We start from the raw sequence: 24,199 nt of genomic DNA on the forward strand, positions 1-24,199 counted from the left end.
GGTTCCGGGCATGCTGCATGGGAAACACTTCATCGTCAGGAGGTCTCCATGGCACGAATCGCACTCTTCGGAGGACACGGCAAGGTCGCGTTGCATCTCGAGCGGCTGCTGGCCGATGCCGGTCACGAGACCAGCGCATTCATCCGCAATCCCGATCACGCCGACGATGTCCGCGCTGCCGGTGGCACGCCCGTCGTCGCCGACGTCGAGAAGATGGACATCGCCGAGATCACCGAGCTGCTGCGCGGCCACGACGCGGTGGTCTGGTCTGCAGGCGCGGGCGGAGGGAATCCCGAACGCACCTACGCGGTGGACCGCGACGCGGCGATCGCCTCGATGACCGCCGCGCAGGAGGCCGGGGTCCGCCGGTACGTGATGGTGTCGTACTTCGGGGCCCGCCCCGACCACGGCGTCCCCGAGGACAACAGCTTCTATGCCTATGCCGAGGCCAAGTCGGCGGCGGACACCCATCTGCGGGGTACCGACCTCGACTGGACGATCCTCGGTCCGAGCGCGTTGACCCTCGACCCGCCCACCGGCCGCATCGAGATCGAGGGGCACGGGGCGAGCGACAAGGGGCAGGTCTCGCGCGCCGACGTCGCGGCCGTCGCCGCAGCGGTGCTCGAGCGACCGGAGACGGTGGGACGCACCATCGAGTTCAACAACGGTGACGTCCCGATCGACGAGGCACTAGACGCGCTGAGGTAGCTCCCCGCGCAGCAGTCCGCCCCCGGTAGCAGGGGTGATCGGGGCGGACATACGAGCGATGTGATCGCTCAGGCCTGCGGGGCGAGTTCCTCCACGCGCAGCGGCGACGTGTCCGCGGCGGCCGCGATGGCCTCCTCGAACTGCCGGCGGTCGACCTGCGAGCCGAGCACCAGCGCGAGTCGCGCCAGGAAGCCCTCGCGGTCGTCCTCAGGGGCCCGGCCCAGGGTGATCGACAGGCCGAGCCAGACGTTCTCACGACGCTGGTCGTCCTCGGTGACCTGCTCGGCGGGCCGGGCCGGGAGCTCCGCGCCGGCCGGAGCGGCACCGGAGCGCAGGGATTCGGCGACACTGTCCAGGTCGGCGACCGGCACACGGCACAGCAGCAGACCGTCGGGGCGGACTACGAAGGCCTCACCGGCCGTCGCGCCGAGTGCCTCGTCGAGGTCGTGCAAGTCGAGCAGCATCCGCAAACGGTTCTGGGTGTCCTCGCGGAAGTCGATGTCGGCGCGAGGGAGAGATAACACCCCACCGCCACCGGACCGACGATGTCGCCCGCCTCCGACTGCGCGTCGCTCTCGAGTTCGCTCGTGTGGTGCAGCAGCATCTTCGCCCGCTCGAGCACCGCGTGACCGGTCGGTGTGAGCTTGACGCCTTGGGCGCGCTGCCGGACGAGGAACTTGACCGCGAGGGCCTTCTGGTCGGTGATCGCAGACGGGAGCGAGTTGCCTCGTCGTGTACGTGGGCACCGCGTCCGTCCTGGGCATGGTAGTCCCGAGTCGAGAGCGCTCACACGAACCGGAAGAGCGGCGGGATCGCGACGACCGCCAGTGCCGCCCACCCGCAGTAGACGGGCAGGTAGCGCATCTGCCACCGCTCGACCGCCGCGAAACCGGTGCGGCCCCGCAGGAACGAGATGCCGAGCCACGCCGCCCACACGAGGTTCACCAGGAGGACGAGGTTCAGACCGAGGGCGGTGACCTTGTTGGCGGTGAAGCCGAACTCGGCGATGCGGGTGGCCATCGCGGTGAGCATCAGCAGGTCGACAGCGAGCGCCGCGGCGATCAGCATCACCTGCAGCAGATCGAAGACGTCCGGTGCGGCGTGCGGGTCGCGGGCGGAGATCGAGTAGAGCAGAAGTCCGAGGACGAGCACGAGGATCAGGTCCATGAGGATCAGCAGGCCCCGGTCGACGTCGACGACGCTGTGGGACGCGATCACCGCGACGAACAGCGCGACCAGCATGAGGATCGTGACGGGCGTGAAGACCCGGGTGAGAACGGGAGCGATGTTCTCCACGACCTGCTGCTTCGCCTCGACGAGCCAGGCCGCGACGACGATCGCTCCGGCCGGCCCGAACGGGACGATCCACTGTTCGAAGAACGGTTCGATATCGATCCCCAGGGCGCTGAAGGCACCCGCGGTCAGCCCCATGAGCACGCCGCCGCCGAGCGCGAGCAGCGCCAGGTACACGGCGAACTCCCCGGTGAAGCGCACGAAGTCCATGCGACGGCGATGGGATCGCCACTGCCCTGCGACATAGGCCGCACCGACGACGAACCACAGGACCACCGGGGCGTGGATCGCCGCGATGATCTCGGTGGCGCCGCCCGGTTCGAACGGGAAGACGTTGAGCACGATCGCCACGAGGACGAACGGAACGGCAAGGAGCGCACTGCTCTTCGGACTCATCTGACGCTTCCACGCGAAATACAGCGTGAGGAAGGGCAGCATGAGCACGGCGGCGTTGCGCACCAGTGCGTTATCGGAGAGCCACTCGAATCCGGCCCGGACGGCCAGACCGGCACCGAGCGCGCAGGCGAGGACGACCGCGAGTTCCCTACGGCGACGCGGGGTTCCGGACTCCTCACCGCGACCGCCACCGGTGAGGACGAGCTGCTTCCACAGCCGGTCGGAGTGTTCCTGGGCGAACTCGCGGGAGACCTCGTCGAGACCACCCATCCGGCCGACCGCGACGAGGAATGCCTCGTCGGCCGTCAGTCCGACCGACACGAGGTCCGAGATCTGTTCCCGCAGATGATCTTCCATCTCGTCGATGTCCGAGGACGAGATGACCCGATGGTCGGCGACGTAGTTGCGCCAGCCGGCGATCCGGTCCTCGAGATGTGCGTCGAGTGTCATCACGACCACCCCGGCGCGACGGCGGGAGGCAACTGGGCCGACTGCCACACCTGGTGCAGGGCCTCGGCGACGACCGTCCACTGCGCCGCCCGTTCGGTGAGGACTTCCCGGCCCGCGTCGGTGATGGCGTAGTGCTTGCGGCGCCGCCCGTTGTCGGCGACACGCCAGGTGGCGGACACGTGCCCCGCCCGCTCGAGACGGTGCAGGAGGGGATAGAGCATCCCGTCGGTCCACTGCATCCGGCCCTGCGACAGCTCGTTGACGCGTTTGATGATCGCATACCCGTACGACTCGCCCTCGGCGAGGATGCCGAGCACGAGCGGGGTGGCGGACGCGGCCACCAAATCCTTCTCGATGAACATGTCGTCCTCATACCTAGAGGTTCTATGGATAACGGTGACCCTAGCAGATCTAGGTATGAGGACCGAGCGCTCTTCGCAAGGTGGTGCGGTGGCGTCTACTGCCGGTCGTCGGATCCGGCGGTTGTGGATTCGTCGGAGCCGGAGGCGGTCGATCCGGAATCCGCAGATCCCGAAGCGGCAGATCCCGAATCCGCAGATCCCGAAGCCTCGGAGCGACTCCACGTCTCCGTCACCCGCGCCCGGCCGCGTTCGAACACGTCTCCGAGGACTCCCCCGACCGCCTTGAGCGGACTGCTCATCGAGTCCAGGGCCTCGGCGATCACCGGGTCCTCGTCGTCGAGCCAACCCGCCTCGTCGGCACGGCACGCCCACCGGAAGTCGTCGAAGTCCTGACGCAGACCCGCGAGCACCTTCGTCGTCCGTCCCGACGACAAGCGGCGTACGACCTCGATCGGGGTGCCCTCCGCGAACCGGGCGAGCGCGGCACGGGCGCGGCGCAGCAGTTCGGCGTCCTGCGTGAAGTGGTCGGCCAGGACCTGACGGGCGGAGGCCAGCGCGTCGCGCAGTTCGTCGTCGGGCGTGCGTGCCAGGTGCACGCGATGCCACAGGAACAGGCAGTCCTCGACGATCACGAGCAACTGCAGCGTCTCCCCCAGAGCCTCCTCCACCGCGACCTTCTGCAGCAGTTCGACGTGCTCACCCACCGCCGCGTCGAGTCCGAGATCGTCGAGCGACGAAGAGACGTGCCCGCGCAGACGCGTCACCGTCCGGACGAGGACCTCACCGAGATCGGCGATCGACTGCCAGTCCCGGTCGGGAAGACCGCCGGTGTGGTCGACCATTGATGCCGCCCTGGTCAGAACATTGTGGGTCGCGACGATGTCGCCGGCCGGCTCCGCCCCGGCCAGGTCGAGCACGCGGTCGACGGTTCCGGGCGCCGCATCGTCGCCTTCGAGACGCACGACGGCGGCCTCCACCGACGCGACTGCTCCCCGCAACGCCTCGAGGACCGCGTCGGGGGCGGTGGGGACTGCGGCGGTGGGTTTCGACGTGTCGGCCATATCCCAATCGTGCTACGTCGAAGGGCCGGATGCATCACGTCTTCCGGCTCAGTTCGGGACGCGCACCCACTTCCCGCTCAGTTCGGGACACGGACCCACTTCCCGCTCAGTTCGGGACACGGACCCACGCCTGTTCGAGCAGGGCCACCACTTCGGTCTCCCTGCGGGCCCGGTAGGCCGACAGGATCCGGCGCGGGCGCGACTCCCCGTCGAGGCCGAGAGCGGACGCCAACGCCGACGCGATCCGCTCCTCGGGGACGGTCTCCGGTTCGGTGTGGCCGATGAGCGAGAGCGCCTTGCGCAGCGGTTCGGCGTTGTCGGCGACGGTGCGCAGCGGCAGGACGTCGAACCGGCCGTCGGTGCGGACCTCGAGCAGCAGCTCGTTGTCCTCCTCCACCCCGACGTCCTCGAGAAACCGGCGGATCGAGGACAGACGCGGCACCGGTCCCGTCCAGCGCAGGGTCTGGCCGCCCAGGCGGGACGGGAGCATCACGTGCCCACCCGGTGCGCACCCGGCGATCGCGGCGACGGCGGACGGAACCGTGAACTCGGCTCCCCGCAGGTGGTCGCGGGTCGCGGGGATGCGCAGGCGCCAGGCCTCGCCCAGCCGGTAGAGGCGGCGTGTGCGCTCGGGCAGGGCGATCGGGACGTGCGAGCGGTGACGACGCCGGACACGGCCGTCGACGACCTCGAAATCCCCTCCGGCCGTGAACGTCCGGGCGGAATCCTCCGAGATGCCGAATCGGTCGACGAGCGCGGCGACCACCATGTCGCGATCGGCGCTTCCGCCGCGGGCATCGACCAGCCGTGCGATGCGGTTGCGGATGGCGGTGACCACGTCGACGTCCCACTCGGCCAGCGCCCAACGTTCACCGTCGGATGTGAAGCGCTCGTCGTCGGCGAGTTCGGAGACGAGGGTGTGGACGTCGGCATTGACCCCCATGCGCGCGACAAGCGTGTCGGCGGTCAGGGGGTCGCCGAGAACCTCGAGGACCTGAGCGGCACGTCCGGCGAGCCCGTCCGGCGGGGACAGTAAACGGCCTTCGAAGGTCGTCGTGCCGCAGTACCGGGTCCACGCCTCGAACTCGTCGTCGGGAAGCGACCACACGGCCTTCACGGCGGCGGGCTCGACCACACCGTTCGGTGATTCGAACTCCGAGAGCAGTCCGCGGGTCTGCTTCTCGGCGTCGGGCAGATCCGGTACCGCGATCCACCCGTCCGCGACCTCGAAACGGTCGTCGAGACGGTGCAACACCCGCCACAGGGGCACGTCGAAACCCTGGACGGTCCGGCCCAGCACCGGGTGGGTGCGCACCATCCGGTCGAAGGCCGCCACCGGCCGCACGTCGACGCGCAACGCCGCGAGCAGGTCGCCGACCGCCGTGCCGAATGGGAAGGTGGACGGCCCGGCCGGGTTGTCGACGCCGTCGTGGACGCGGCGCCGCAAGGCCGTGCGTTCCGCGTCGGGCAAGCCCTCGAGGTAGTCGGTGAGTTCGGCGATCGGATCGGCCGGCGCCGCCACCGGCAGGTCACGGGCGGTGAGTGCCCGCAACCGGGCCGCGGCGTCCTGGATCTCCTCCGGCGCCCCGTCGTCGATCACGGCCAGCAGGAGAGGAGCATCGTCGCGGCCGCACACGCGACTCCACCGCGCCAGCGCCGCCAGGTCGTCGAGGAGCAGCGCCGCGGCGGGCACCCGCGCGGCACGCGGATCGGCTTCGAGGGTGGCCGGTTCGCGGAGCACCGTCGCGACGAGCGCGGCGCAGACGATCTCCTCCACCGCGTCGCGGTCGGCGCCGCGGATCCCGAGCAGATCGGCCGGACTGCGACTGAACAATTCGGCGGTGGTGGGTGCGTGCGGGAGGCGCGCGACGAGGGTCGCGGCGGCCGGACCGAGATCGAGTGCGGCCACGGGCACTTCGTCCTCACGCAGCAGACCGTCCGCGAAGCGCAGCTCCGGGTGGTCGGTGACGTAGATGTGGGCGAGTTCGGCGCACAGTTCGGGAATCTCGGTGTGCTCGCAGGTCTCGGCGGGCGACTCGTTCTCCCACCAGCGGGACGACGACACGAGTGCCCCGAGGGCGGCGGTGCGGGCCGATCCGTAGCGGTCGATCCACGGCATCAGATCCACCCAGCGACGACTGTCGAGTTCGTCCGACGACAAGGCACGAGACCACAGCGACACTGACCGATGCTCCTCTTCCACGCCCGGCGGAGGCCGCGGGCCCCCTCTCCGGCGTCGACGGCGCGCTCGTGCAGCGCGTCCACGCGAGGCGCCCTCGACCCGGACGCCGGTTCTCACCCTACAGTCCGAACGCCCCGTTTCCCGTCAGGTGAGGGCGGTGTCGACCGCTCAGGTGATCGCGAGGTCGACCGCTCAGGTGATCGCGAGGTCGACCGCTCAGGTGATCGCGAGGTCGACCGCTCAGGTGAGCGCGATGTCGGAGTCGTCACGCGCCTCCGGGCGCAGCCGCAGCAGGATGAGTCCCGTCACCGACGCGACGATGAGCGAGGCCACCAACCCGTTCACGTGCAGCGCCCACACGGCGATCACCGCCCCGGCCAGTCCCCCCAGCAGAGCGATCCAGAGCAGTACTTTTCCCAGGACCGAAGCCATTTCCCCGCACCTTCCGGCAATTCACGATCAGAACGGTGAGGATAGTGTCATCTGTCACAGTCCTCGCGAAAGTCCATCGGTGTGTCGACGGATCGTGCCCGCACGGTGACCGGGGCATACTGGTGCGGTTCGAGACGGTGGGGTCGGCAGGAACACGACGGGGAGGCGGAGACAGTGGCGGAACCGACGAGTGACCGAGCATGCACGGACGTGATCCTGCGCGACGTGACGCTGCGCGACGGACTGCAGCTGACCGGCAAACTGCTCCCCACCGAACGCAAGGTGGAGATCGTCCGGGCGCTGCTCGCCGCGGGCGTGCCCGAACTCGAGATCGGGTCCCTGGCCCGCGCCGACCTCGTGCCGCCGATGGCGAACACCCTCGACCTCGTCGCAGCGCTGACCGAGGAGGAACTCGACCGCTGCTGGATCTGGGTCGCCACGCCGCGCCACGTCGAGAAGGCGATCGCGGCCGGTGCCCGACGGTTCCAGTACTGCTTCTCGGTCTCCGACGCCCATAACCGCGCCAACATCGGCCGCGACACCGCGGACAGCATCGCCGCGATGCCGGCGGCGATCGAACGCGCCCACGCCGTCGGCGGCGGTATCCAGTTGTGCCTGGCCACGGCGTTCACGTGCCCGTTCGACGGGCCGGTCGATCCCGACCGGGTCGTGGAGATCGCATGTGATCCGCGCACCGACGGGGCCGCCGACATCGTCGTCGCCGACACCCTGGGCCAGGCCGTGCCCGGCCAGGTGTCGTCGCTGGTCGCGCGCCTGGCCGCCGAATCCCCCGACCGACGGATCGTCTACCACGGTCACGACACGTGGGGTCTCGGTGTCGCCAACAGCCTCGCCGCGATCGACGCCGGGGCGACCGTCGTCGACGGCGCACTCGCCGGCCTGGGCGGGTGCCCGTTCGCACCGGGTGCGAGCGGCAACACCGCGAGCGAGGACCTGCTGTTCGCGACCCGCCCGTCGTGGCTGGACCCGGAGGTCTTCGGCGCCCTGGTCCGGCTCGGCGAGGACATCGTCGCCGAACTGGACGAACCGAACCGGTCGCGTGCCCGGCAGGGCGCCCGCTCCGAGGCCGAGGCCTTCGACTGGGCCCTCCGGTGACCCGCATCCTGATCGCCCCCGACAGCTTCAAGGGCACCTACACCGCCGTCGAGGTCGCCGACGCGATCGCCTCCGGTGTGGAGAGCGCCGGGCACACCGCGATCCGGATGCCCGTCGCGGACGGCGGCGAGGGCACTCTCGACGCGCTCGCCGGGCCGCTCGGTCTCGCCCGGATCGAGGTCGAGGCCGTGAACCCGTGGCGCGCACCGTGCCGCGGACTGCTGGGGATGTCGCCGGACGGCACGGCCGTCGTCGAACTCGCGACGGCGAGCGGCATCACCACTCCGCACGACGGTCCGCGCGACGCCGTCACCGCCGACACCTACGGCACCGGGATGGTCATGGCCGAAGCCGTCCGGCACGGAGCACGGCACATCGTCGTCGCGGCCGGTGGGTCGGCGACGACCGACGGGGGCGCAGGTGCGATCGCCGCGATCGACGAGCGGGGTGGGCTCGACGACGCCCGCGTCACCGTGCTGTCCGACGTGACGACCCGCTACACCGATGCGGCACGGATCTTCGGGCCGCAGAAGGGCGCCGATACGGCAGCCGTCGCGCTGCTCACGCGCCGCCTCGAAGAGAGGGCGCTGACCCTCCCCCGCGACCCGCGGGAGGTCGACGGCTCCGGAGCGGCCGGGGGTTTCTCCGGTGGGATGTGGTCGCGGTTCGGTGCAGAACTGCGGTCGGGAGCCGACTTCGTGCTCGACGCAGTGGAATTCGACGACGCCGTGCGCACCGCCGATCTCGTGGTGGTCGGCGAGGGACGGCTCGACGGCCAGTCGCGGGCGGGCAAGATCGTCTCGGCGATCCTCGCGCGCTGCAGCGACGTTCCGGTGGTCGCGGTGGTCGGTTCGGTCGGCGACGACCTCGGCGACTACCGCGAGCGGTTCGCCGATGTCGTCGTCGCATCCGATGCGGAATCGCTGACGCGCGCCGGTCGGACACTGCGCACCTGAGAGATGCGCCTTTCGGCACTGCGCACCTGAGGAATGCGCCCGATCACCGGCCGATCACGGAGCGGTGGGAGGTGCGCTGCCGCAGGGAATCTCGGTGGGCGTCTCGGGCGTCGGCACCGGGTCGACCGGATCGGACGCGTGGGCCGGCCACGATGCCGGTCGCGCCTCGGAGCACGGGTCGGCGACGGGTGCGCGATCGGGCGACGGCACCGGCGACGGCGGCGGCGCCACGGCCGTCTGCAGTCCGGGCGCGGAGCGTTCCGCCTGCACGCCGCTGCTCACCGCGACGGCCAGTCCCCCACCCAGCAGGGCGACGAGCGCGATGAGCATGGCCGGCAGGACGGTGCCGCGACGACGGTTCGTGGGCGCGGCGACGACCGTCGGGGAACGGCGGGCGGCTGCGACGAGCGCGGCACCGGTCGCGCGATGCCAGGGCACCCCGTGCGGAGTCACGAAGGGAACACCGAGGACGGTGGCGAGTTCTCGTGCCGGACGGGCGTCGCCGGGACGCAGATCGAGGAAGACCACCGCGTCGGGCGAGGTGCCGGCGCGGGCGACCGCTTCGTCCATCGCCTCGGGCAGGGACTGCGTGTAGGGACCGAACTCGTCGCCGTCGGGACTCACCGTGGACAGCACCGTGCGCGAGGGGACGTCGACCATCGATGCGGATTCGACGCCGTAGGTACGGGTGTGCAGGGCCAGGACCGGCAGTTCCGCGAGTTCGGGTGCTCCGGCGAGGAAGGCCAGTCGCGCGTCGTCGAGCAGGACCGTGTCGACGTCGATACCGAGCACGGCTCGCACCGCCTCGGTGACCGGTTCGGCGTCCTCGTCGTTCTCGGGACCGGTCACCACCGCGGCCGCGGACAGGGTCAGCGACGCCGCGGCGGCACGTTCCGCCATGGCGGAGGCGGCAGCGGCAGCGGCCTCCGCCGGTGTGTCCCCGGGTGCGCCGAAGCCTCGCTGGGAGTCGAACGGACCGAGACTCGGAACGTCGGCATCGACGAGGACCGCGCACACTTCACCGTCGTCGACGGAGATGCCGAGCATCGGGCGCATCTGTTCGTCCCTCCACGGCTGCCAGCACGAATCACGACGGTCCGAGCGGCCGTCGCTCGGACGAGCCTAGCCGACTACCGGGCCTACTCCGGGTAACAACCGACGGTGAGTCCGACGGTCGCGGCGACGTAACTGCCGAAGGTGATGTACGAGCCGTCGGCCGCGAACATCCGGACGGCGAGACCGGTATCCGGAGGCAGCACATGGCGACCGTGGAAGCCCGCCCGCGCGGCGGTGTCCTCGAAGACCCTGGCCGCACGGTCTAGTTCGTCGACCGGCACCGGCCTGCCCGAGCCGTGGATCGGGAGGTGCACCGTCAGGCCCGAGGTGCCGTCGGGCAGCGTGCATCCCGCGGTGGTGCTCGCGTACTTCGGTTCGAAGCGCACGCTGGGGAACTCGGCGGACAGCGCGGTGAGGACGTCGCGCTGCACGGCGGTGTAGAACTCGACCGCGCCCGCGCTGGTCGTGGCGACCGGTTCGGGCATCGCGACCGGGGTCACCGTGGTGGTGCACGCCGCGAGCAGTGCTGCCGGAACGACGACGCACGCCCCGAGCCGAGAACTCCACACAGAGGTCACGGCGTACTCCGTTCTGCGGTGCCCGCGACGACACCGGCGATGTGGTGGGAACTCGACGTTCCGGGGGTGAGATACGAGCTGTGGCCGGTGATGCCCGCGAGCGGGACTCCGGCGGTGGTGGTGCCCGGACCGGCGGGAAGATGCGTCAGGCCGTCGAGGAAGCTCGGGTCGCCACCGAAGGTTCCGACGTCGGCGACGATGTCGCGCTCGGCTTCGACGAGATAGGCGGAGTCGGGCGGGATCCGCAGGTCGGTCACGTCGCCGGTCCCGATCCCCGGAGCCCCGACGAACACCGCGGCATCGACCGCACCGGTCTCCCTCAGCGCCAGACCAGAGACGACGGCCCCGTAGGAATGCCCGACCGTGGTGATACGCGGGTCGTCGGGACGCGAGGCCGCGATGCCGTCGAGGAAGTCGACCAGGCGAGGCGCGGCGATCCGGGCGGCGAGGTCGGAGACCGGACTGCGCTCGGTGAACGCGAGACCCCATCCCCATTGGGGAGCCTGGTAATTCAGCCAGGTGACCGCCGCGACGGAGGGATCGCCGCCGGTGAGGTGGAGCCGAGCGGCGTCGCGCAGCGCCGCGACCTGCGTGTCGTAGCCCTGCAGATTGCCCTGCACGGTCGAGCCGGCGCCGGGGACGAAGACGGCCAGGTGCTCGGCGGTGTCGACGTCCCCGACGGCCACCGCCGCCATCGCTTCGCGTCCGGACAGGTCGAGGGCGAGCAATTGCCGGTCGCCGTGGGCGAGGGTCGCGTCGATCGCGGCGAGGGCCTCGATCTTCCGCACCGTCTGTTCGAGCCCGGCATCGGCGTCGGTGAACAGTCCGGTGACGCCGAGACTGTCGATCACGGTGCCACCGAGGAACATCGCGTCGAGTTCGGCCCGCAGTTGTGTCGCGACGGATTCGAGGCGGCGACGTTCGTCGTCGAGCAGGGCACGATTGGCGAGATCGCGAACCGCAGCGGGTAGTCCGTCGAGGGCGCCGATCCGTTCGGGATGTTCGGCGACCAGCGCGGTGCGTGCCGTGTCGTCGAGACCGTTCCACCACTGCGCGACCTGCACGGGATCGGTGGCCGGATCCGGCAGGACCGGCAGCGTCGTCGATCCGGACCGCGCGATCGCGGTATGTAGGCGACCCTGTTCGCCGAGAACCGTTCCCGGCGGATCGGATTCGACACTCAGGCGAGCGGCGGCCTCGCGGTCGAGCCCATCGGCACGGACGAGCAGCGATCGCAGCGACGCCGCGAGCAATTCGTCGGCGTCGAGCGGGAAACCCCGCGCAGCGGCCCTGGTCTGCAGCTCGCCCAGTTCGGAGTGCAGTGCCCGCAGTCGCGGCACGACGAACCGCGCACATGCGGACACGCGCCGATACGACTCGGCCTGTGCCGCGAGATCCCGCCCGTACGAGGCGAATGCGGACGTCGCTCCGTCATGCGCCGCACCGCTCCAGGCGTCGCCGAAGGACGCCGACCGCGCGACGTCGCCGGCCACGGCGTCGACGGCATCGGCACATGCCGCGAGCTCGGTCGCCGTGCGCTCGAGCGCATCCGGATCCCACCCCGCCAGATCGTCCACCTGCACACCACCACCCCCTGCCGCGGAAGCATAAGGGGCACCGACGACGGCCGGCCCGCGGAATGCTCCGCGGGCCGGCCGCTGTGGACAACTCCACTGCCTGTGGACAACTCTTGTCCACCTGCACTTTCTGCCTACATGTCGCTGATCGCTTCGAGCGGCGGCGTCTTCGCCGCCCGCTGCCCGGGCCACAGCGCCGCGAGGACACCGATGATGCCGGACGCGACGAGCATGCCGACGACCTGCGACCACGGCACCGAGATGATGTCGAGTCCCTGATCGGCGAGGGTGCGTACGAACGCCCAGCCGAACGCGAGACCGAGCACGACACCCACGACCGCGCCGAAGACCGCGATGAGCAGCGACTCCAGGTAGATCGTGCGACGCACCTGGGCGCGTTGCATACCGACGGCGCGGAGCATGCCGATTTCCCGCCGCCGTTCCACCACCGACAGCGCGAGGGTGTTGACGATGCCGAGGATGGCGATGACTACGGCGAGGGCGAGCAGGCCGTAGAGGATCGCGAGGAGCATGTCGATCTGCTGCGCCTGCTGACCCTTGAACTGCTCACGGTCGAGGACCTGCACGATCACGTAGTCCTTGACGGCCTCCTCGATCGACGCGCGCACGGTCTCCGGATCGGCACCGTCGACGGTGTTCATGAGGACGACGAGCGCCGACCGGTTGTTCGGCGGCGTGAACTGCTCGAACAGCTCCTGCGAGACGACCCACGGACCGATCAGCTGGTTGTCGGCGAAGATGCCGGCGACCGTGGTGTCGACGGTGTCGCCGTCGCGACTGGTGAGCGGAACGGTGGAGCCCACTTCCCAGCCGTGGTCGTCCGCCGAGGCCTGCGAGACGAGAATCTCGTTCCCGGTCACCTCGAAGGCTCCCGCGACCATGTCCAGGTCGAGAACGTCCTGGAGGGGCCCGCCCGCTCCGGTGCCGAACTCGAAGTCCTCGTCGATCTTGGCCTGCACGCCGTAGGCGGGCACGACCTCCTCGATGCCGTCCACTCCGCGGACCGCCTCGGCGGCGGGGGCCGGGACACCGAACATCTGCGGCCCGGTGAGCATGAAGTCCGCCTCGACCCCGTTGTCGACGAGCGCGTCGACACTGGCCTTCGCCGACGACCCGAACACCCCGATGACGGAGACGAGCATCAGCCCCAGGGTGAGGGCGAACGCGGTCGCGGCGGTGCGACGCGGATTGCGGGTCGCATTGGTGCGCGCGAGCCGGCCGATCGCCCCGAACGGCCGAGCGAAGACCGCACCGAGCGCGTTCACGACGGGCCGGGACAACGCCGGCGCCGCGAACAGCACCGACAGGATCAGCAGGAAGGCGCCGATACCGACGGTCGCGGCCGCGCCGCCACCGACCTGCTGTGCGCCCACCACGACGAGTGCCGCACCGACGATCGCGCAGAGCACACCGATGATCGTGCGGATGCGCAGCGACTCGACGGTCGCTGTGGATTCCTCGCGCATCGCGGCGACGGGCGGAACGTGGGTCGCGCGCCGCGCCGGGGCGTAGGCGCTGACCATCGTCACGACCACGCCGACGAGCAGCGCGACGATCACGGTGCGCGGGGACAACTGCAGCGGGCCCGACGGCAGTCCGAGATCCGCGGCGTTCAGTGCCGCGCGCAGACCGTAGGCGAGCGCGACGCCCGCGGCGATACCGATGATGCTGCCGATCAGACCGACGACGAAGGCCTCGAGGGTGACCGACCGGCCGACCTGCTTGCGGCTCGCGCCGATCGCGCGGAGCAGGGCGAGTTCGCGTAGTCGCTGGGCGACGATCATCGAGAAGGTGTTGTAGATGATGAACGTGCCGACGAGCAGTGCGATCGCGCCGAACGCGAGCAGGAAGTAGTTGAGGAAGTTCAGGGCCTCGGCGACCTGCGACTTGGTCTCCTCGGTGACCTCGGCTCCGGTCTGCACCTTCAGCTCGGGCAGCGCTGCCGCAATCTCGTCGCGCAGCTGCTCGGGCGAGAGCGAACCGTCGCCTGCGACGTCGAGGAAGCCGATGTGCCGGCCGTCGGTGAACAGCTGGGAGGCCTGTTCCTCGGTGAACAACGCACCGATGTAGCCGCCGGTGTCGGTCTCGAGTTCGTAGATGCCGCTGACGGTCACCGGCACCATGCCCTGCGAGATGGTGAGCACGGTCGTGCTGTCGCCGATCGAGAGATCACCTCGTTCGGCCGCGCTCTCGTTGAGCGCGATCTGCCCGCTCTCCGCGGGTGGTCCACCGGCCACGAAGGTCTCCGGTTCGCCGACGAGACGGTCGGGCGGGATGTAGGCGTAACCCTCGGCGGGTGCGCCTCCGGTCTGGATCGCGGCGCCCTCGGAGTCGAGGACGATGATGCTGCCACCGATCGACGGGGACGTGCGCTCGACGCCGGGGAGGGCGACGACCTGGTCGACGGCCTCGATCGGGACACCGCTGGTGCCGTACTGCTCGGTGCTGACGCGGACGTCGACGCCCTGGGCGACGTCGCCGAAGATGCCGTCGAAGGTGCGCTGCAGTGTGTCGGTGAAGACGAACGAACCGGTGATGAAGGCCGTGCCGAGCACCACGGAGAGCACGGTCAGGGCGAGCCGCACCTTGTGTGCGGCGAGGTTGCGCAGGGCAACCCTGCGGATGGGATTCCCACTCATCGCGGTGTCTCCTATTCCGCCACGGGAGCCGCGGAGGCGGGATCGAACTGTTTCATCCGGTCGAGCACTCGTTCGGCCGTCGGTTCGCGCATCTCGTCGACGATGCGTCCGTCGGCGAGGAACACCACGCGGTCGGCGTAGCCGGCGGCACGCGGGTCGTGGGTGACGATCACGACGGTCTGGTCGAACTCGTCGACGGCCGCCCGCAGGATGGACAGCACCTCACCGGACGAGCGGGAGTCGAGGTTGCCGGTCGGCTCGTCGCCGAAGATGATCTCCGGCCGGCCCGCGAGGGCACGCGCGCACGCGACACGCTGCTGCTGGCCACCGGACAATTCGCCGGGGCGGTGTCCGAGACGGTCGGTGAGACCGAGACGGGTGACGACGGTGTCGAGCCATTCCTGATCGATCTTGCGGCCCGCGATATCCACCGGCAGGGTGATGTTCTCGAGCGCGGTGAGGGTGGGGACGAGGTTGAACGCCTGGAAGACGAAGCCGATGCGGTCGCGCCGCAGCTGGGTCATCCCCTTGTCGGACAGGGTCGTCAGATCGGTGTCGCCGATGAAGACCGCTCCGGAGGTCGCGCTGTCGAGACCTGCGAGGCAGTGCATGAGGGTCGACTTGCCCGATCCGGAGGGACCCATGATCGCGGTGAACTCACCGGCGGCGAAATCCGCGGTCACACCGTCGAGGGCGTGTACCGCGGTTTCTCCGGTTCCGTAGATCTTCTTCAGGTCCTGGGCGCGGGCTGCTGGGGCCGAGTGCAGTGGCATGCACCCATCTTCCCGGTGCCGGGACCACCGCACCATCGGGGATGACCCCGATCTTCGATTCGGGGATACGGGTGTATGCCGGGGCGGTGGCTCAGGCCCAGCGTGCCTGACCCCCGTCCAGCGGGATCGTCGCGCCGGTGAGATAGCGTGCGTCGTCGCTCACAATCCACGCCACGGCGCGCCCGATGTCCTCTTCGGGGTCGCCGATGCGGCGGAGCGGGATGGTTTGCACGAACTCGGCGGCCTCCTCCGGGTTCTTCTCCGTCCACCATTTCAGGCCCGGCGAAAGGGCGTGCGGGGCGATGGCATTGACTCGGATGCCGTCGACTCCCCATTCGGATGCCGCGGTGCGGGTCAGCGACCGCAGTGCCTCCTTGGTCGAGGCGTAGCCGCCGTAACCACTCGCGTCCCAGCGCACCGCGGCGGAGGTGACCATGTTGACGATCGACCCGCCACCGCGTTCCTTCATGATCGGGTGGACGAGTTGCATGGCGTGCAGCGCGGCGAGCGGACCCGAGCGGTACGCCTTCTCCAGCACGGCCGGCTTCAGGTCGAGCAGCGGCCCGAGCGGATTGAAGCTCGCGTTGTTGACGAGGATGTCGACACCTCCGAAGGCTCTGACCGTGCGGTCCACCGCGGCGGCGATCGCATCCGGATCGGCGATGTCGCACACGACCGGCTCGGCGGTGCCACCGAAGGCGCGGATCTGCTCGGCGGTGTCGATCAGCTTCGACTCGGTCCGGCCGGCGACCGCGATGGCCACACCTTGGCGGGCCAGCGCGAACGCAACCCCCTGACCGACCCCCTGACCTGCGCCGGTGATCAGCGCGACCCTGCCGTCGAGTTTGCCGCCTTCGAGTGTGCCCATGCGAGGAGTCGAGCAGATTCCGGGCACGTCCGGGTATTGCGGTCCCGGTCGGCGGGACACTGCCCTAACCTGTGGCACATGCGGATAGGTGCGCACGTCCGGCAGGACGACGATCCCATCGGTCAGGGCGAACATCTCGGTGCCGATCTGGTGCAGGTGTTCCTGTCGGACCCGCAGAAATGGACGAAGCCCGGTGAGCATCCGCGCACCGAGGAGATCCTCGCATCGGACGTCGACGTGGTGGTGCACTCGCCGTACGTCATCAACGTAGCGAGCCTGAACAACAGGGTGCGGATGCCGTCGCGGAAGGCCGTCGCCGACCACGCCGAGGCGGGCGCGCGTATCGGTGCGCTCGGGCTGGTGGTCCACGGCGGGCACGTGCGCGCGGGTGAGGATGTCGCCGCCGGGGTGGAGAACTGGCGCAAGCTGTTCGAACGGCAGGAGGACAAGGGCGGGTTCGGGGTGCCGATCCTCGTCGAGAACACGGCGGGCGGCGACTTCGCGATGGCCCGCTACATCGACGCGATCGGACGTCTGTGGGACGCCATCGGCGACTACGGTCCCGGCTTCTGCCTCGACACCTGCCACGCCTGGGCGGGCGGTGAGGATCTCGTCGGTGTCGTCGAACGGGTGCGTGCGGTCACCGGCCGGATCGATCTGGTGCACCTGAACAATTCGCGTGACGAGTTCGATTCGGCCCGCGACCGGCACGCCAATCTCGCCGACGGGCAGATCGATCCGCAGTTGCTCGCGGAGATCGCGGTGCAGGCCGACGCACCGATCGTGCTCGAGACCCCGGCGGAGGGACTCGCCGAGGACATCGCCTTCCTGCGGGAGCACTCGACCTGACGACACACTCCGTTCTACGTTTGCGTCGTGCGCGGACCGATGCACCGTGTCGACGGCGCGCCTCTGTCTCCGACCGAAGCGCACGCCCCCGAAGCTGCGGTCACATGCCGGGCAGGTCGCCGGTCAGATAGCGCTGCACAGTGGGGGCGACGATCTCGACGAGCTGCTCCGACGACACCGACGCGAGCGGTTCGAGTCCGATGATGTAGCGCACCAGCATGATCCCGGTCATCTGGGTGGCCACCAGTTCGGCCCGCAGCCGGCCGGTGCCGACGGGACGGTCGATACGCTCGAACAGCGGTGCGAGCGCGACTTCCAGCAGGAACGAGCGGATCAGACCGCTGTCGCCCCCGGCGATCTGCGCACGGAACATCGCCACGGCCGCGTCGCGGTGCGGGGAGTCCCACACACCGAGAAGGGCGGTCGTGAGGGCACGGCCGAGATCCTCGGGTTCGGCCGCGTAGACGGGGGCGAGGACGTCGCGCGGATCGACCGGCAGCGCGATGGACGCGGTGAACAGCTGCAGCTTGGTGCCGAAGTAGTGGTGCACGAGCGCCGGGTCCACCCCTGCACGGGCCGCTACCGCACGCACCGTCGTCTTGTCGAAACCGTTGGCGGCAAACAGTTCCCGGGCGCTCGCGAGGATGTCGCCGCGCGCGCCCGAGTTCCCGGGACGGCGGCCGGGGCGCCGCGTCCCGGCCTCGCTCGTCACGGGGTGCGACGGCGCAGCGTCGCCGCACCGAGTGTGAGGGCCGCGGCGGCGAACGCCGCGACGACGATCAGATCCCGCACCATGACGGCGGTGACCCCCGGATTCACGGTGATCTCCTGCAGCGCCTCCACCGCGTAGCTCAACGGCAGTGCGTTGCTGATCCAGCGCAGCCAGTCGGGCAGATCGTCCCGGGCGACGAGCAACCCGCACAGCAGGAACTGCGGAATGACGATCACCGGCATGAACTGCACGGCCTGGAACTCGGTGCGGGCGAAGGCGCTGCACAACAGCCCCAGGGAGACCCCGAGGACGGCGACGAGAACCGCGACGACCAGCACCCACAGCACCGATCCGGCGCTGGTGACGTCCAGCAGCCAGAAGGCCACCACGCATGCGAGACCGGCCTGGACGGCCGCCGCGAGCGAGAAAGCGCTGCCGTAACCGGCGAGCAGGTCGAGTTTCGTCAGCGGTGTCGTGAGTAGCCGTTCGAGGGTGCCCGAACTGCGCTCGCGTTGCATCGCGATGGAGGTGACCAGGAACATCACGACGAACGGGAGGATCCCGAGCATCGTGACGGCGATCCGGTCGAACAGCGAGACTCCGCCCGGACCGGTGGGGGCGTTCTGGTACATGAAGTACAGCAGCGTCATCAGCAGGCTCGGGACGAGCACGATCATCGCGACGGTGCGATGGTCGGCCCGCAGTTGACGCAGGATGCGGGTGGTCGTGGTGGCATAGATGACGGCGCTCACGGTCGTGCTCCCGTCCGGTTCCGGATGAGTCGGAGAAAAGCGTTCTCGAGGCCCGTCTCCCCCGTCTGTTCGCGCAGTTCGACCGGGGTCAGCTGGGCCACCAGTCGGCCTTCGCGCAGGAGGACGAGCTCGTCGCAGTGGCCGGCCTCGTCCATGACGTGGCTCGACACGAGCAGGGTGGTGCCGCGGTCGGCGAGTGCGCGGAAGTGCTCCCACAGCTCGGCGCGCAGCAGTGGATCGAGTCCGACGGTGGGTTCGTCGAGCACGAGCAGTTCGGGATCGCCCACCAGCGCACACGCGAGCGACACCCGGCCCATTTGACCGCCGGAGAGGGCCGCCGTCCGGTTGCCGGCGTGGTCGGTGAGCCCGACCGCCGCGAGGGTGTCGGCGACCGCGGCGCCCTTCCGCCCGTAGAGGGAGGCGAAATAGGAGACGTTCTCGGTGACGGTCAGGTCGGGGTAGACGCTCGGCGACTGGGTGACGTAACCGATGCGGCGGCGCAGTTCGGCGCTGCCCGCGCGCAGGCCCAGCACCGTGACCGTGCCGGATTCGACGATCTGGGTGCCGACGATCGTGCGCATCAGGGTGGTCTTCCCGCAGCCCGAGGGGCCGAGCAGTCCGGTGATCGCCCCGCGCGGGACGCGCACGCTCACGTCCTCGAGAGCTCGATGGGTGCCACGCCGAACGTGCAGATCGCGGATGTCGACAGCGTCGGAGATGTGGTCGATGGCCATGATCCACTCAATTCATCGAGTGTTGAAATCATCCTCGGATGAATTGTGCGCCTCACGTCTCGATCCGGTCAACCCCCGCGAGCGTCGCCAGTGGCCGACGGGAGCTCCGACGTACCATGAGTCCCATGAAGCACACGCGTCTCGCCCTGGCCGTCACCGCAACAGCACTGGTCCTGGCGGGATGCTCCGCCGGTGCCGACGAGCCCGCACCCTCCCCCGCCGTCTCGGTCGACACGCCGACGTCCTCGGCTCCCGAGACCACCACCTCCGACGAGGTCCCGCGCGACGCGCGCGAGAAGGTCTCCCCGGCCGGAGAGGGCGCAAAACTCACGGTCGTCGACATCCGCACCGGACGTCACGAGGGCTTCGACCGCGTGGTCTACGAACTCGGCGGCGAGGGCACACCGGGGTGGCGGGTCGGCTACGTCGACGAGGCACTCCAGCAGGGCAGCGGCAACGAGGTCCCCGTCGCCGGCAACGCCGTGCTGCAGGTGCTCATCGACGGCTCGGCCTATCCGTTCGACAGCGGTGTCGAGCAGTACGCCGGCCCGGATCCCGTGCTCGCCGATGCCGGCGGATCCGTGGTGGAGGTCAGCGGGTCCGGCGTCTTCGAAGGTGTCACCCAGTCGTTCATCGGCGTCGCCGCGCACGGCACGCCGTTCTCGGTGTACTCCCTCACCGGACCGACCCGCGTGGTGATCGACGTGGCTCGCTGACGCCTCGTCCTGTCGTGGTGCGAGCCTAGGCTTGACCTCGAGCGCACTCGAGGTCCTAGCCTCGGCTGCGACCCGAGGAGGCCGACACCATGAGCATGGAAGTCACCGCGTGGAACGCGATGTACAACGCGATGCACGCCGAGAGCGACCGCAGGCCGTTCTCCCGAGCGAGCCTACGGCGGATCGCCGAGTTCGCCCGGCCGCACCGCCGTAACATCACCTTCTATCTCGTCCTGAGCGTGACCATCGCGGCGCTCGGCGTCGCGACACCGGTACTCGCGGGCCGGGTGATCGACGCGATCGTCGACGGCGCTGCGGTCTCGGTCGTGGTGCTGCTCGCGGTGATCATCGCCGCGATCGCACTGATCGAGGCCGGCCTCGGGATCGCGAACCGCTGGTTGTCGGCGAGCATCGGCGAGGATCTCATCCTCGATCTGCGCACCACGGTCTTCGACCACGTGCAGCGCATGCCGGTCGCCTTCTTCACGAGAACCCGTACGGGCGCGCTCGTCTCGCGCCTGAACAACGACGTCATCGGTGCGCAGCGTGCCTTCAGCGACACCCTGTCCGGCGTGGTCGGCAACATCGTCACCCTCGCGATCACCCTGGTGGTGATGATCGGGATATCCTGGCAGATCACCCTTCTCGCACTGCTGCTGCTCCCGATCTTCGTGATTCCCGCCCGGCACATGGGCGCCCGGCTCGCGCAGCTCAGCCGGGAGGCCGCCAACCACAACTCGGTGATGAACACGCAGATGACCGAACGGTTCTCGGCTCCAGGCGCCACCCTGGTCAAGCTGTTCGGCCGTCCGGCACAGGAGTCGAGGGAGTTCGCCGTCCGGGCGACGCGGGTCCGCGACATCGGCGTGCGCACCGCGATGCTGCAGAGCGTGTTCGTCACCGCTCTGACACTCGTGTCCGCACTCGCGCTCGCGCTCGTCTACGGCCTCGGCGGTTTCTATGCCCTGCGCGACCAGCTCGATCCCGGTTCGGTGGTCGCGATGGCGATGCTCCTCACGCGCCTGTACTCGCCGCTGACGGCGCTGGCCAGTGCCCGCATGGACGTCATGAGTGCGATGGTGAGCTTCGAGCGGGTCTTCGAGATCCTCGATCTGAAGCCGCTGATGGAGCAGTCGCCCGACGCCCGGCCGGTGCCCGACGGTCCGGTCTCGGTGGAACTCCGGGATGTCACCTTCGCGTATCCGTCCGCCGACAAGGTCTCGCTCGCCTCCCTCGAGGAGGTCGCGGTGCTCGATTCGCGGGGCGGCGAAGAGGTGCTGCGCGACGTGTCGTTCCGCGTGGAACCGGGCCGGATGGTCGCACTGGTCGGATCGTCCGGCGCGGGCAAATCGACCATCGCACAACTGATCCCGCGATTGTACGATGTCGATTCCGGCGCCGTGCTGCTCGGCGGAGCGGACGTCCGCGAACTGACCGCCGACTCGATCCGCGCGACGGTCGGGCTGGTCACCCAGGACGGTCACCTGTTCCACGACACGGTCCGCAACAACCTGCTGCTCGCCCGCCCCGAAGCCGGCGAGGACGAACTGTGGGACGCCCTACGTCGCGCACGCCTCGAGCCCCTGATCGCGTCGTTGCCGAACGGACTCGACACGGTCGTCGGCGAACGCGGCTACCGGCTCTCGGGTGGTGAGCGTCAGCGGCTGACGATCGCGCGACTGCTGCTCGCCCATCCGCGGGTGGTGATCCTGGACGAGGCCACCGCCCATCTCGATTCGACCTCGGAGGCCGCTGTGCAGGAGGCGTTGACCGAGGCGCTCGAGGGTCGCACGTCGGTGGTCATCGCGCACCGCCTGTCGACCATCCGCGCCGCCGACGAGATCCTGGTCGTCGAGGCCGGGCGCATCGTCGAACGCGGCAACCACGACGATCTCCTGGCGGCGGGCGGCCGCTACGCGCAGCTGTACCGCACGCAGTTCGCCGATTCGGGACCGAAGGTATCGGTGGGAGCCCCCATACTCGACGCATGAGCGCCGGGACGTCGACGGTGCCACCGCCGACGTCCCGGCCGAGTGGATCGGCCGGCGGTCTCAGTCGCGGTATCCGCCGCGACCACCACGATCGTTGCGGTCGCTGCGGTGCGTGAAGTCGCCGGAGCGTCCGCCACGGCTGTCGCCGTACTCGCGCTTGCCGCCACGATCGCGCTTGCCGTGATCGCGACGGTCTCCCCCGCGTCGATCGTCGCCGCGACGGTCGTCGCGTCCGCGATACGAGCTGGGACGTCCGGACGGTGCGCCGGAGTCGGGCTGCAGCTGGATGAGCACGCCCGAGATTCGGGTGGAGCGCAGCGCGTCGAGGGTCTGCGGCGACAGATCCTTCGGCAGCTCGACGAGGCTGTGATCGGCACGGATGCTGATGTGCCCGAAATCGCCGCGGCGCAGTCCGCCCTCGTTGGCGATGGCACCGACGATCGCACCGGGCTGCACGCGGTGACGCTTGCCTACGGCGATGCGGTAGGTGGTCATCTCCTGGCCGTCGCGACCGACCTTCGGCCCGTCGTCGAAGCGACGCGGCGGACGCTCGCGCGGTTCGCGCTCGCGGCGCGGCGGTGCGACCGGCTCGGGTTCGGCCTCCATGAGGAACGACTCGCCGTCGCGAGACAGCACCGCCAGCGCGGCCGCGATGTCGGCGAGCGGCACGTCGTGCTCACGCTCGTAGTCCTCGATGAAGGTGCGGAACAGCTGCAGGTGATCGGAGGCGAGCGCCTCGGTGATCGAGTCGTTGAACTTCGATACGCGCTGGGCGTTGACGTCCTCGACGGTGGGCAGCTGCATCTCGGCGAGCGGCTGGCGGGTGGCCCGCTCGATCGCCTTGAGCAGGTGACGCTCGCGCGGAGCGACGAACAGCAGCGCGTCGCCGGTGCGGCCGGCGCGGCCTGTGCGGCCGATGCGGTGGACGTACGACTCGGTGTCGTGCGGGATGTCGTAGTTCACGACGTGGCTGATGCGCTCGACGTCGAGACCACGCGCGGCGACGTCCGTCGCGACGAGGATGTCGAGGGCGCCGCTCTTGAGCTGGCCGATGGTGCGCTCACGCTGGGCCTGCACGATGTCGCCGTTGATCGCGGCGGCCGAGAAGCCGCGGGCACGCAACCGCTCGGCGAGGTCTTCGGTGGCCTGCTTGGTCCGGACGAAGATGATCATCGCCTCGAACGACTCGACCTCGAGGATGCGGGTCAGGGCGTCGAGCTTGCGCTGGTGCGACACCAGCACCCAGCGCTGGGAGATGTTCGAGGAGGTCGTGGTCTTCGACTTGACCGTGATCTCTTCGGGGTCGTTGAGGTACTGCTTCGACAGCCGGCGGATCGCGCCGGGCATCGTCGCGGAGAACAGCGCCACCTGCTTGGTGTCCGGGGTGTCGGCGAGGATCCGCTCGACGTCCTCCTGGAAGCCCATGGTGAGCATCTCGTCGGCCTCGTCGAGCACGAGGAATTCGAGCTCCGAGATGTCGAGGGTGCCCTTGGAAAGGTGATCGATCACACGTCCGGGGGTGCCGACGATGACCTGGGCGCCGCGACGCAGCCCCGACAGCTGCACCCCGTACGCCTGGCCACCGTAGATGGGCAGCACGTGCAACCCGGGGATGTGCGCCGAATACTTGCCGAAAGCCTCTGCGACCTGCAGCGCGAGCTCGCGCGTGGGCGCAAGGATCAGCGCCTGCGGACGCTTCTTCGAGGTGTCGATGCGGGACAGGATCGGCACCGCGAACGCGGCGGTCTTGCCGGTGCCGGTCTGAGCGAGACCGACGACGTCCCGTCCCTCCAGCAGCGGCGGGATGGTCGCCGCCTGGATCGGCGACGGGGACTCGTAGCCCACATCCGAAAGCGCTTGCAGCACACGGGCATCGATGTCGAGATCGGCGAACGTGGGGGTGGCGTTTTCGGCGTCGGGGTCTTGCACAGTATCACTCATTTGACCTGCAGTTTATCGGATGAGCGTCGCTGACCT

22 protein-coding genes are annotated in these 24,199 nt (G+C 69.7%); 6 read left to right on the forward strand and 16 right to left on the reverse strand.

Annotated features, from left to right (window positions below):
- Positions 1-48: 48 nt before the first annotated feature.
- Positions 49-708: an SDR family oxidoreductase gene (locus M3330_RS04875; protein ID WP_006553946.1), complete on the forward strand. Its 660-nt coding sequence runs from the start codon at positions 49-51 to the stop codon at positions 706-708.
- A gap of 68 nt (positions 709-776) precedes the next feature.
- Here M3330_RS04875 and M3330_RS04880 read toward each other — a convergent pair whose 3' ends face one another.
- The 6 genes from M3330_RS04880 to M3330_RS04905 all read right to left on the reverse strand — a co-directional run bounded on the left by M3330_RS04880 (position 777) and on the right by M3330_RS04905 (position 6,884).
- Positions 777-1,232 carry a hypothetical protein gene (locus M3330_RS04880; protein ID WP_255027235.1) on the reverse strand — a complete coding sequence of 152 codons (456 nt, stop codon included), beginning with the start codon at positions 1,230-1,232 and terminating at the stop codon, positions 777-779.
- Between the two features lie 262 nt (positions 1,233-1,494).
- A complete protein-coding gene (locus M3330_RS04885) occupies positions 1,495-2,847 on the reverse strand; it encodes a permease prefix domain 1-containing protein (protein WP_071936337.1) in 1,353 nt (450 codons plus the stop codon).
- Positions 2,847-3,209: a PadR family transcriptional regulator gene (locus tag M3330_RS04890; protein WP_024103494.1), complete on the reverse strand. Its 363-nt coding sequence runs from the start codon at positions 3,207-3,209 to the stop codon at positions 2,847-2,849. The genes M3330_RS04885 and M3330_RS04890 overlap by 1 nt, the downstream gene beginning before the upstream one ends.
- Positions 3,210-3,304: 95 nt before the next feature.
- Positions 3,305-4,270: a hypothetical protein gene (locus M3330_RS04895; RefSeq protein WP_255027238.1), complete on the reverse strand. Its 966-nt coding sequence runs from the start codon at positions 4,268-4,270 to the stop codon at positions 3,305-3,307.
- A 106-nt stretch (positions 4,271-4,376) separates the two neighbouring features.
- On the reverse strand, positions 4,377-6,452 hold the full coding sequence (locus M3330_RS04900) for a hypothetical protein (protein WP_255027240.1): 2,076 nt from the start codon (positions 6,450-6,452) through the stop codon (positions 4,377-4,379).
- A gap of 240 nt (positions 6,453-6,692) precedes the next feature.
- Positions 6,693-6,884 carry a hypothetical protein gene (locus M3330_RS04905; protein ID WP_255027242.1) on the reverse strand — a complete coding sequence of 64 codons (192 nt, stop codon included), beginning with the start codon at positions 6,882-6,884 and terminating at the stop codon, positions 6,693-6,695.
- A gap of 210 nt (positions 6,885-7,094) precedes the next feature.
- Here M3330_RS04905 and M3330_RS04910 point away from each other — a divergent pair, with 210 nt between their 5' ends.
- Together M3330_RS04910 and M3330_RS04915 are read left to right on the forward strand one after the other, a co-directional pair.
- Entirely contained in the window at positions 7,095-8,000 is a 906-nt protein-coding gene (locus M3330_RS04910) for a hydroxymethylglutaryl-CoA lyase (protein WP_006553936.1), read from the forward strand.
- Positions 7,997-8,956, forward strand: a complete 960-nt coding sequence (locus tag M3330_RS04915) for a glycerate kinase (protein ID WP_071934592.1) — start codon at positions 7,997-7,999, stop codon at positions 8,954-8,956. Before M3330_RS04910 ends, M3330_RS04915 begins: the two co-directional genes overlap by 4 nt.
- A gap of 54 nt (positions 8,957-9,010) precedes the next feature.
- Here M3330_RS04915 and M3330_RS04920 read toward each other — a convergent pair whose 3' ends face one another.
- The 6 genes from M3330_RS04920 to M3330_RS04945 form a co-directional block, all read right to left on the reverse strand.
- The gene (locus M3330_RS04920; protein WP_255027244.1) at positions 9,011-10,012 is read right to left on the reverse strand and encodes a hypothetical protein; all 1,002 of its coding nucleotides are present in this window, start codon (positions 10,010-10,012) and stop codon (positions 9,011-9,013) included.
- A gap of 83 nt (positions 10,013-10,095) precedes the next feature.
- A complete protein-coding gene (locus M3330_RS04925) occupies positions 10,096-10,590 on the reverse strand; it encodes an LppA family lipoprotein (RefSeq protein ID WP_006553933.1) in 495 nt (164 codons plus the stop codon).
- Complete coding sequence (locus M3330_RS04930; protein WP_255027247.1) at positions 10,587-12,167, reverse strand: alpha/beta hydrolase; 1,581 nt, start codon at positions 12,165-12,167, stop codon at positions 10,587-10,589. The genes M3330_RS04925 and M3330_RS04930 overlap by 4 nt, the downstream gene beginning before the upstream one ends.
- Positions 12,168-12,301: 134 nt before the next feature.
- Positions 12,302-14,827 carry an ABC transporter permease gene (locus tag M3330_RS04935; protein WP_219130061.1) on the reverse strand — a complete coding sequence of 842 codons (2,526 nt, stop codon included), beginning with the start codon at positions 14,825-14,827 and terminating at the stop codon, positions 12,302-12,304.
- Positions 14,828-14,838: 11 nt separating this feature from the next.
- Positions 14,839-15,600, reverse strand: coding sequence for an ABC transporter ATP-binding protein (locus tag M3330_RS04940; protein ID WP_006553930.1), 762 nt, complete (start codon positions 15,598-15,600; stop codon positions 14,839-14,841).
- Between the two features lie 91 nt (positions 15,601-15,691).
- A complete protein-coding gene (locus M3330_RS04945; protein WP_006553929.1) occupies positions 15,692-16,468 on the reverse strand; it encodes an SDR family NAD(P)-dependent oxidoreductase in 777 nt (258 codons plus the stop codon).
- A 78-nt stretch (positions 16,469-16,546) separates the two neighbouring features.
- Between M3330_RS04945 and M3330_RS04950 the strand changes: the two genes are divergently transcribed.
- Positions 16,547-17,317, forward strand: a complete 771-nt coding sequence (locus M3330_RS04950; protein ID WP_200359722.1) for a deoxyribonuclease IV — start codon at positions 16,547-16,549, stop codon at positions 17,315-17,317.
- 100 nt (positions 17,318-17,417) lie between these two features.
- Here M3330_RS04950 and M3330_RS04955 read toward each other — a convergent pair whose 3' ends face one another.
- The 3 genes from M3330_RS04955 to M3330_RS04965 are packed head-to-tail and all read right to left on the reverse strand — an operon-like array spanning position 17,418 to position 19,515.
- Positions 17,418-18,029 carry a TetR family transcriptional regulator gene (locus tag M3330_RS04955; protein ID WP_200359720.1) on the reverse strand — a complete coding sequence of 204 codons (612 nt, stop codon included), beginning with the start codon at positions 18,027-18,029 and terminating at the stop codon, positions 17,418-17,420.
- Positions 18,026-18,781 (reverse strand): ABC transporter permease, encoded by a 756-nt coding sequence (locus M3330_RS04960; RefSeq protein WP_033097325.1) that lies wholly within the window; start codon positions 18,779-18,781, stop codon positions 18,026-18,028. Before M3330_RS04960 ends, M3330_RS04955 begins: the two co-directional genes overlap by 4 nt.
- Complete coding sequence (locus M3330_RS04965; RefSeq protein ID WP_019288102.1) at positions 18,778-19,515, reverse strand: ABC transporter ATP-binding protein; 738 nt, start codon at positions 19,513-19,515, stop codon at positions 18,778-18,780. Before M3330_RS04965 ends, M3330_RS04960 begins: the two co-directional genes overlap by 4 nt.
- A 125-nt stretch (positions 19,516-19,640) precedes the next feature.
- Between M3330_RS04965 and M3330_RS04970 the strand changes: the two genes are divergently transcribed.
- Entirely contained in the window at positions 19,641-20,231 is a 591-nt protein-coding gene (locus M3330_RS04970) for a hypothetical protein (protein ID WP_255027253.1), read from the forward strand.
- An 89-nt stretch (positions 20,232-20,320) separates the two neighbouring features.
- Positions 20,321-22,222: an ABC transporter ATP-binding protein gene (locus M3330_RS04975; protein ID WP_219130058.1), complete on the forward strand. Its 1,902-nt coding sequence runs from the start codon at positions 20,321-20,323 to the stop codon at positions 22,220-22,222.
- Positions 22,223-22,282: 60 nt separating this feature from the next.
- On the opposite strand, the gene M3330_RS04980 is transcribed toward M3330_RS04975, so the two are convergent.
- Positions 22,283-24,163 carry a DEAD/DEAH box helicase gene (locus tag M3330_RS04980; RefSeq protein WP_071934587.1) on the reverse strand — a complete coding sequence of 627 codons (1,881 nt, stop codon included), beginning with the start codon at positions 24,161-24,163 and terminating at the stop codon, positions 22,283-22,285.
- Between the last annotated feature and the right edge of the window lie 36 nt (positions 24,164-24,199).

This window comes from Rhodococcus sp. GA1 (assembly GCF_024321955.1).
Taxonomy (GTDB): domain Bacteria; phylum Actinomycetota; class Actinomycetes; order Mycobacteriales; family Mycobacteriaceae; genus Rhodococcus; species Rhodococcus pyridinivorans.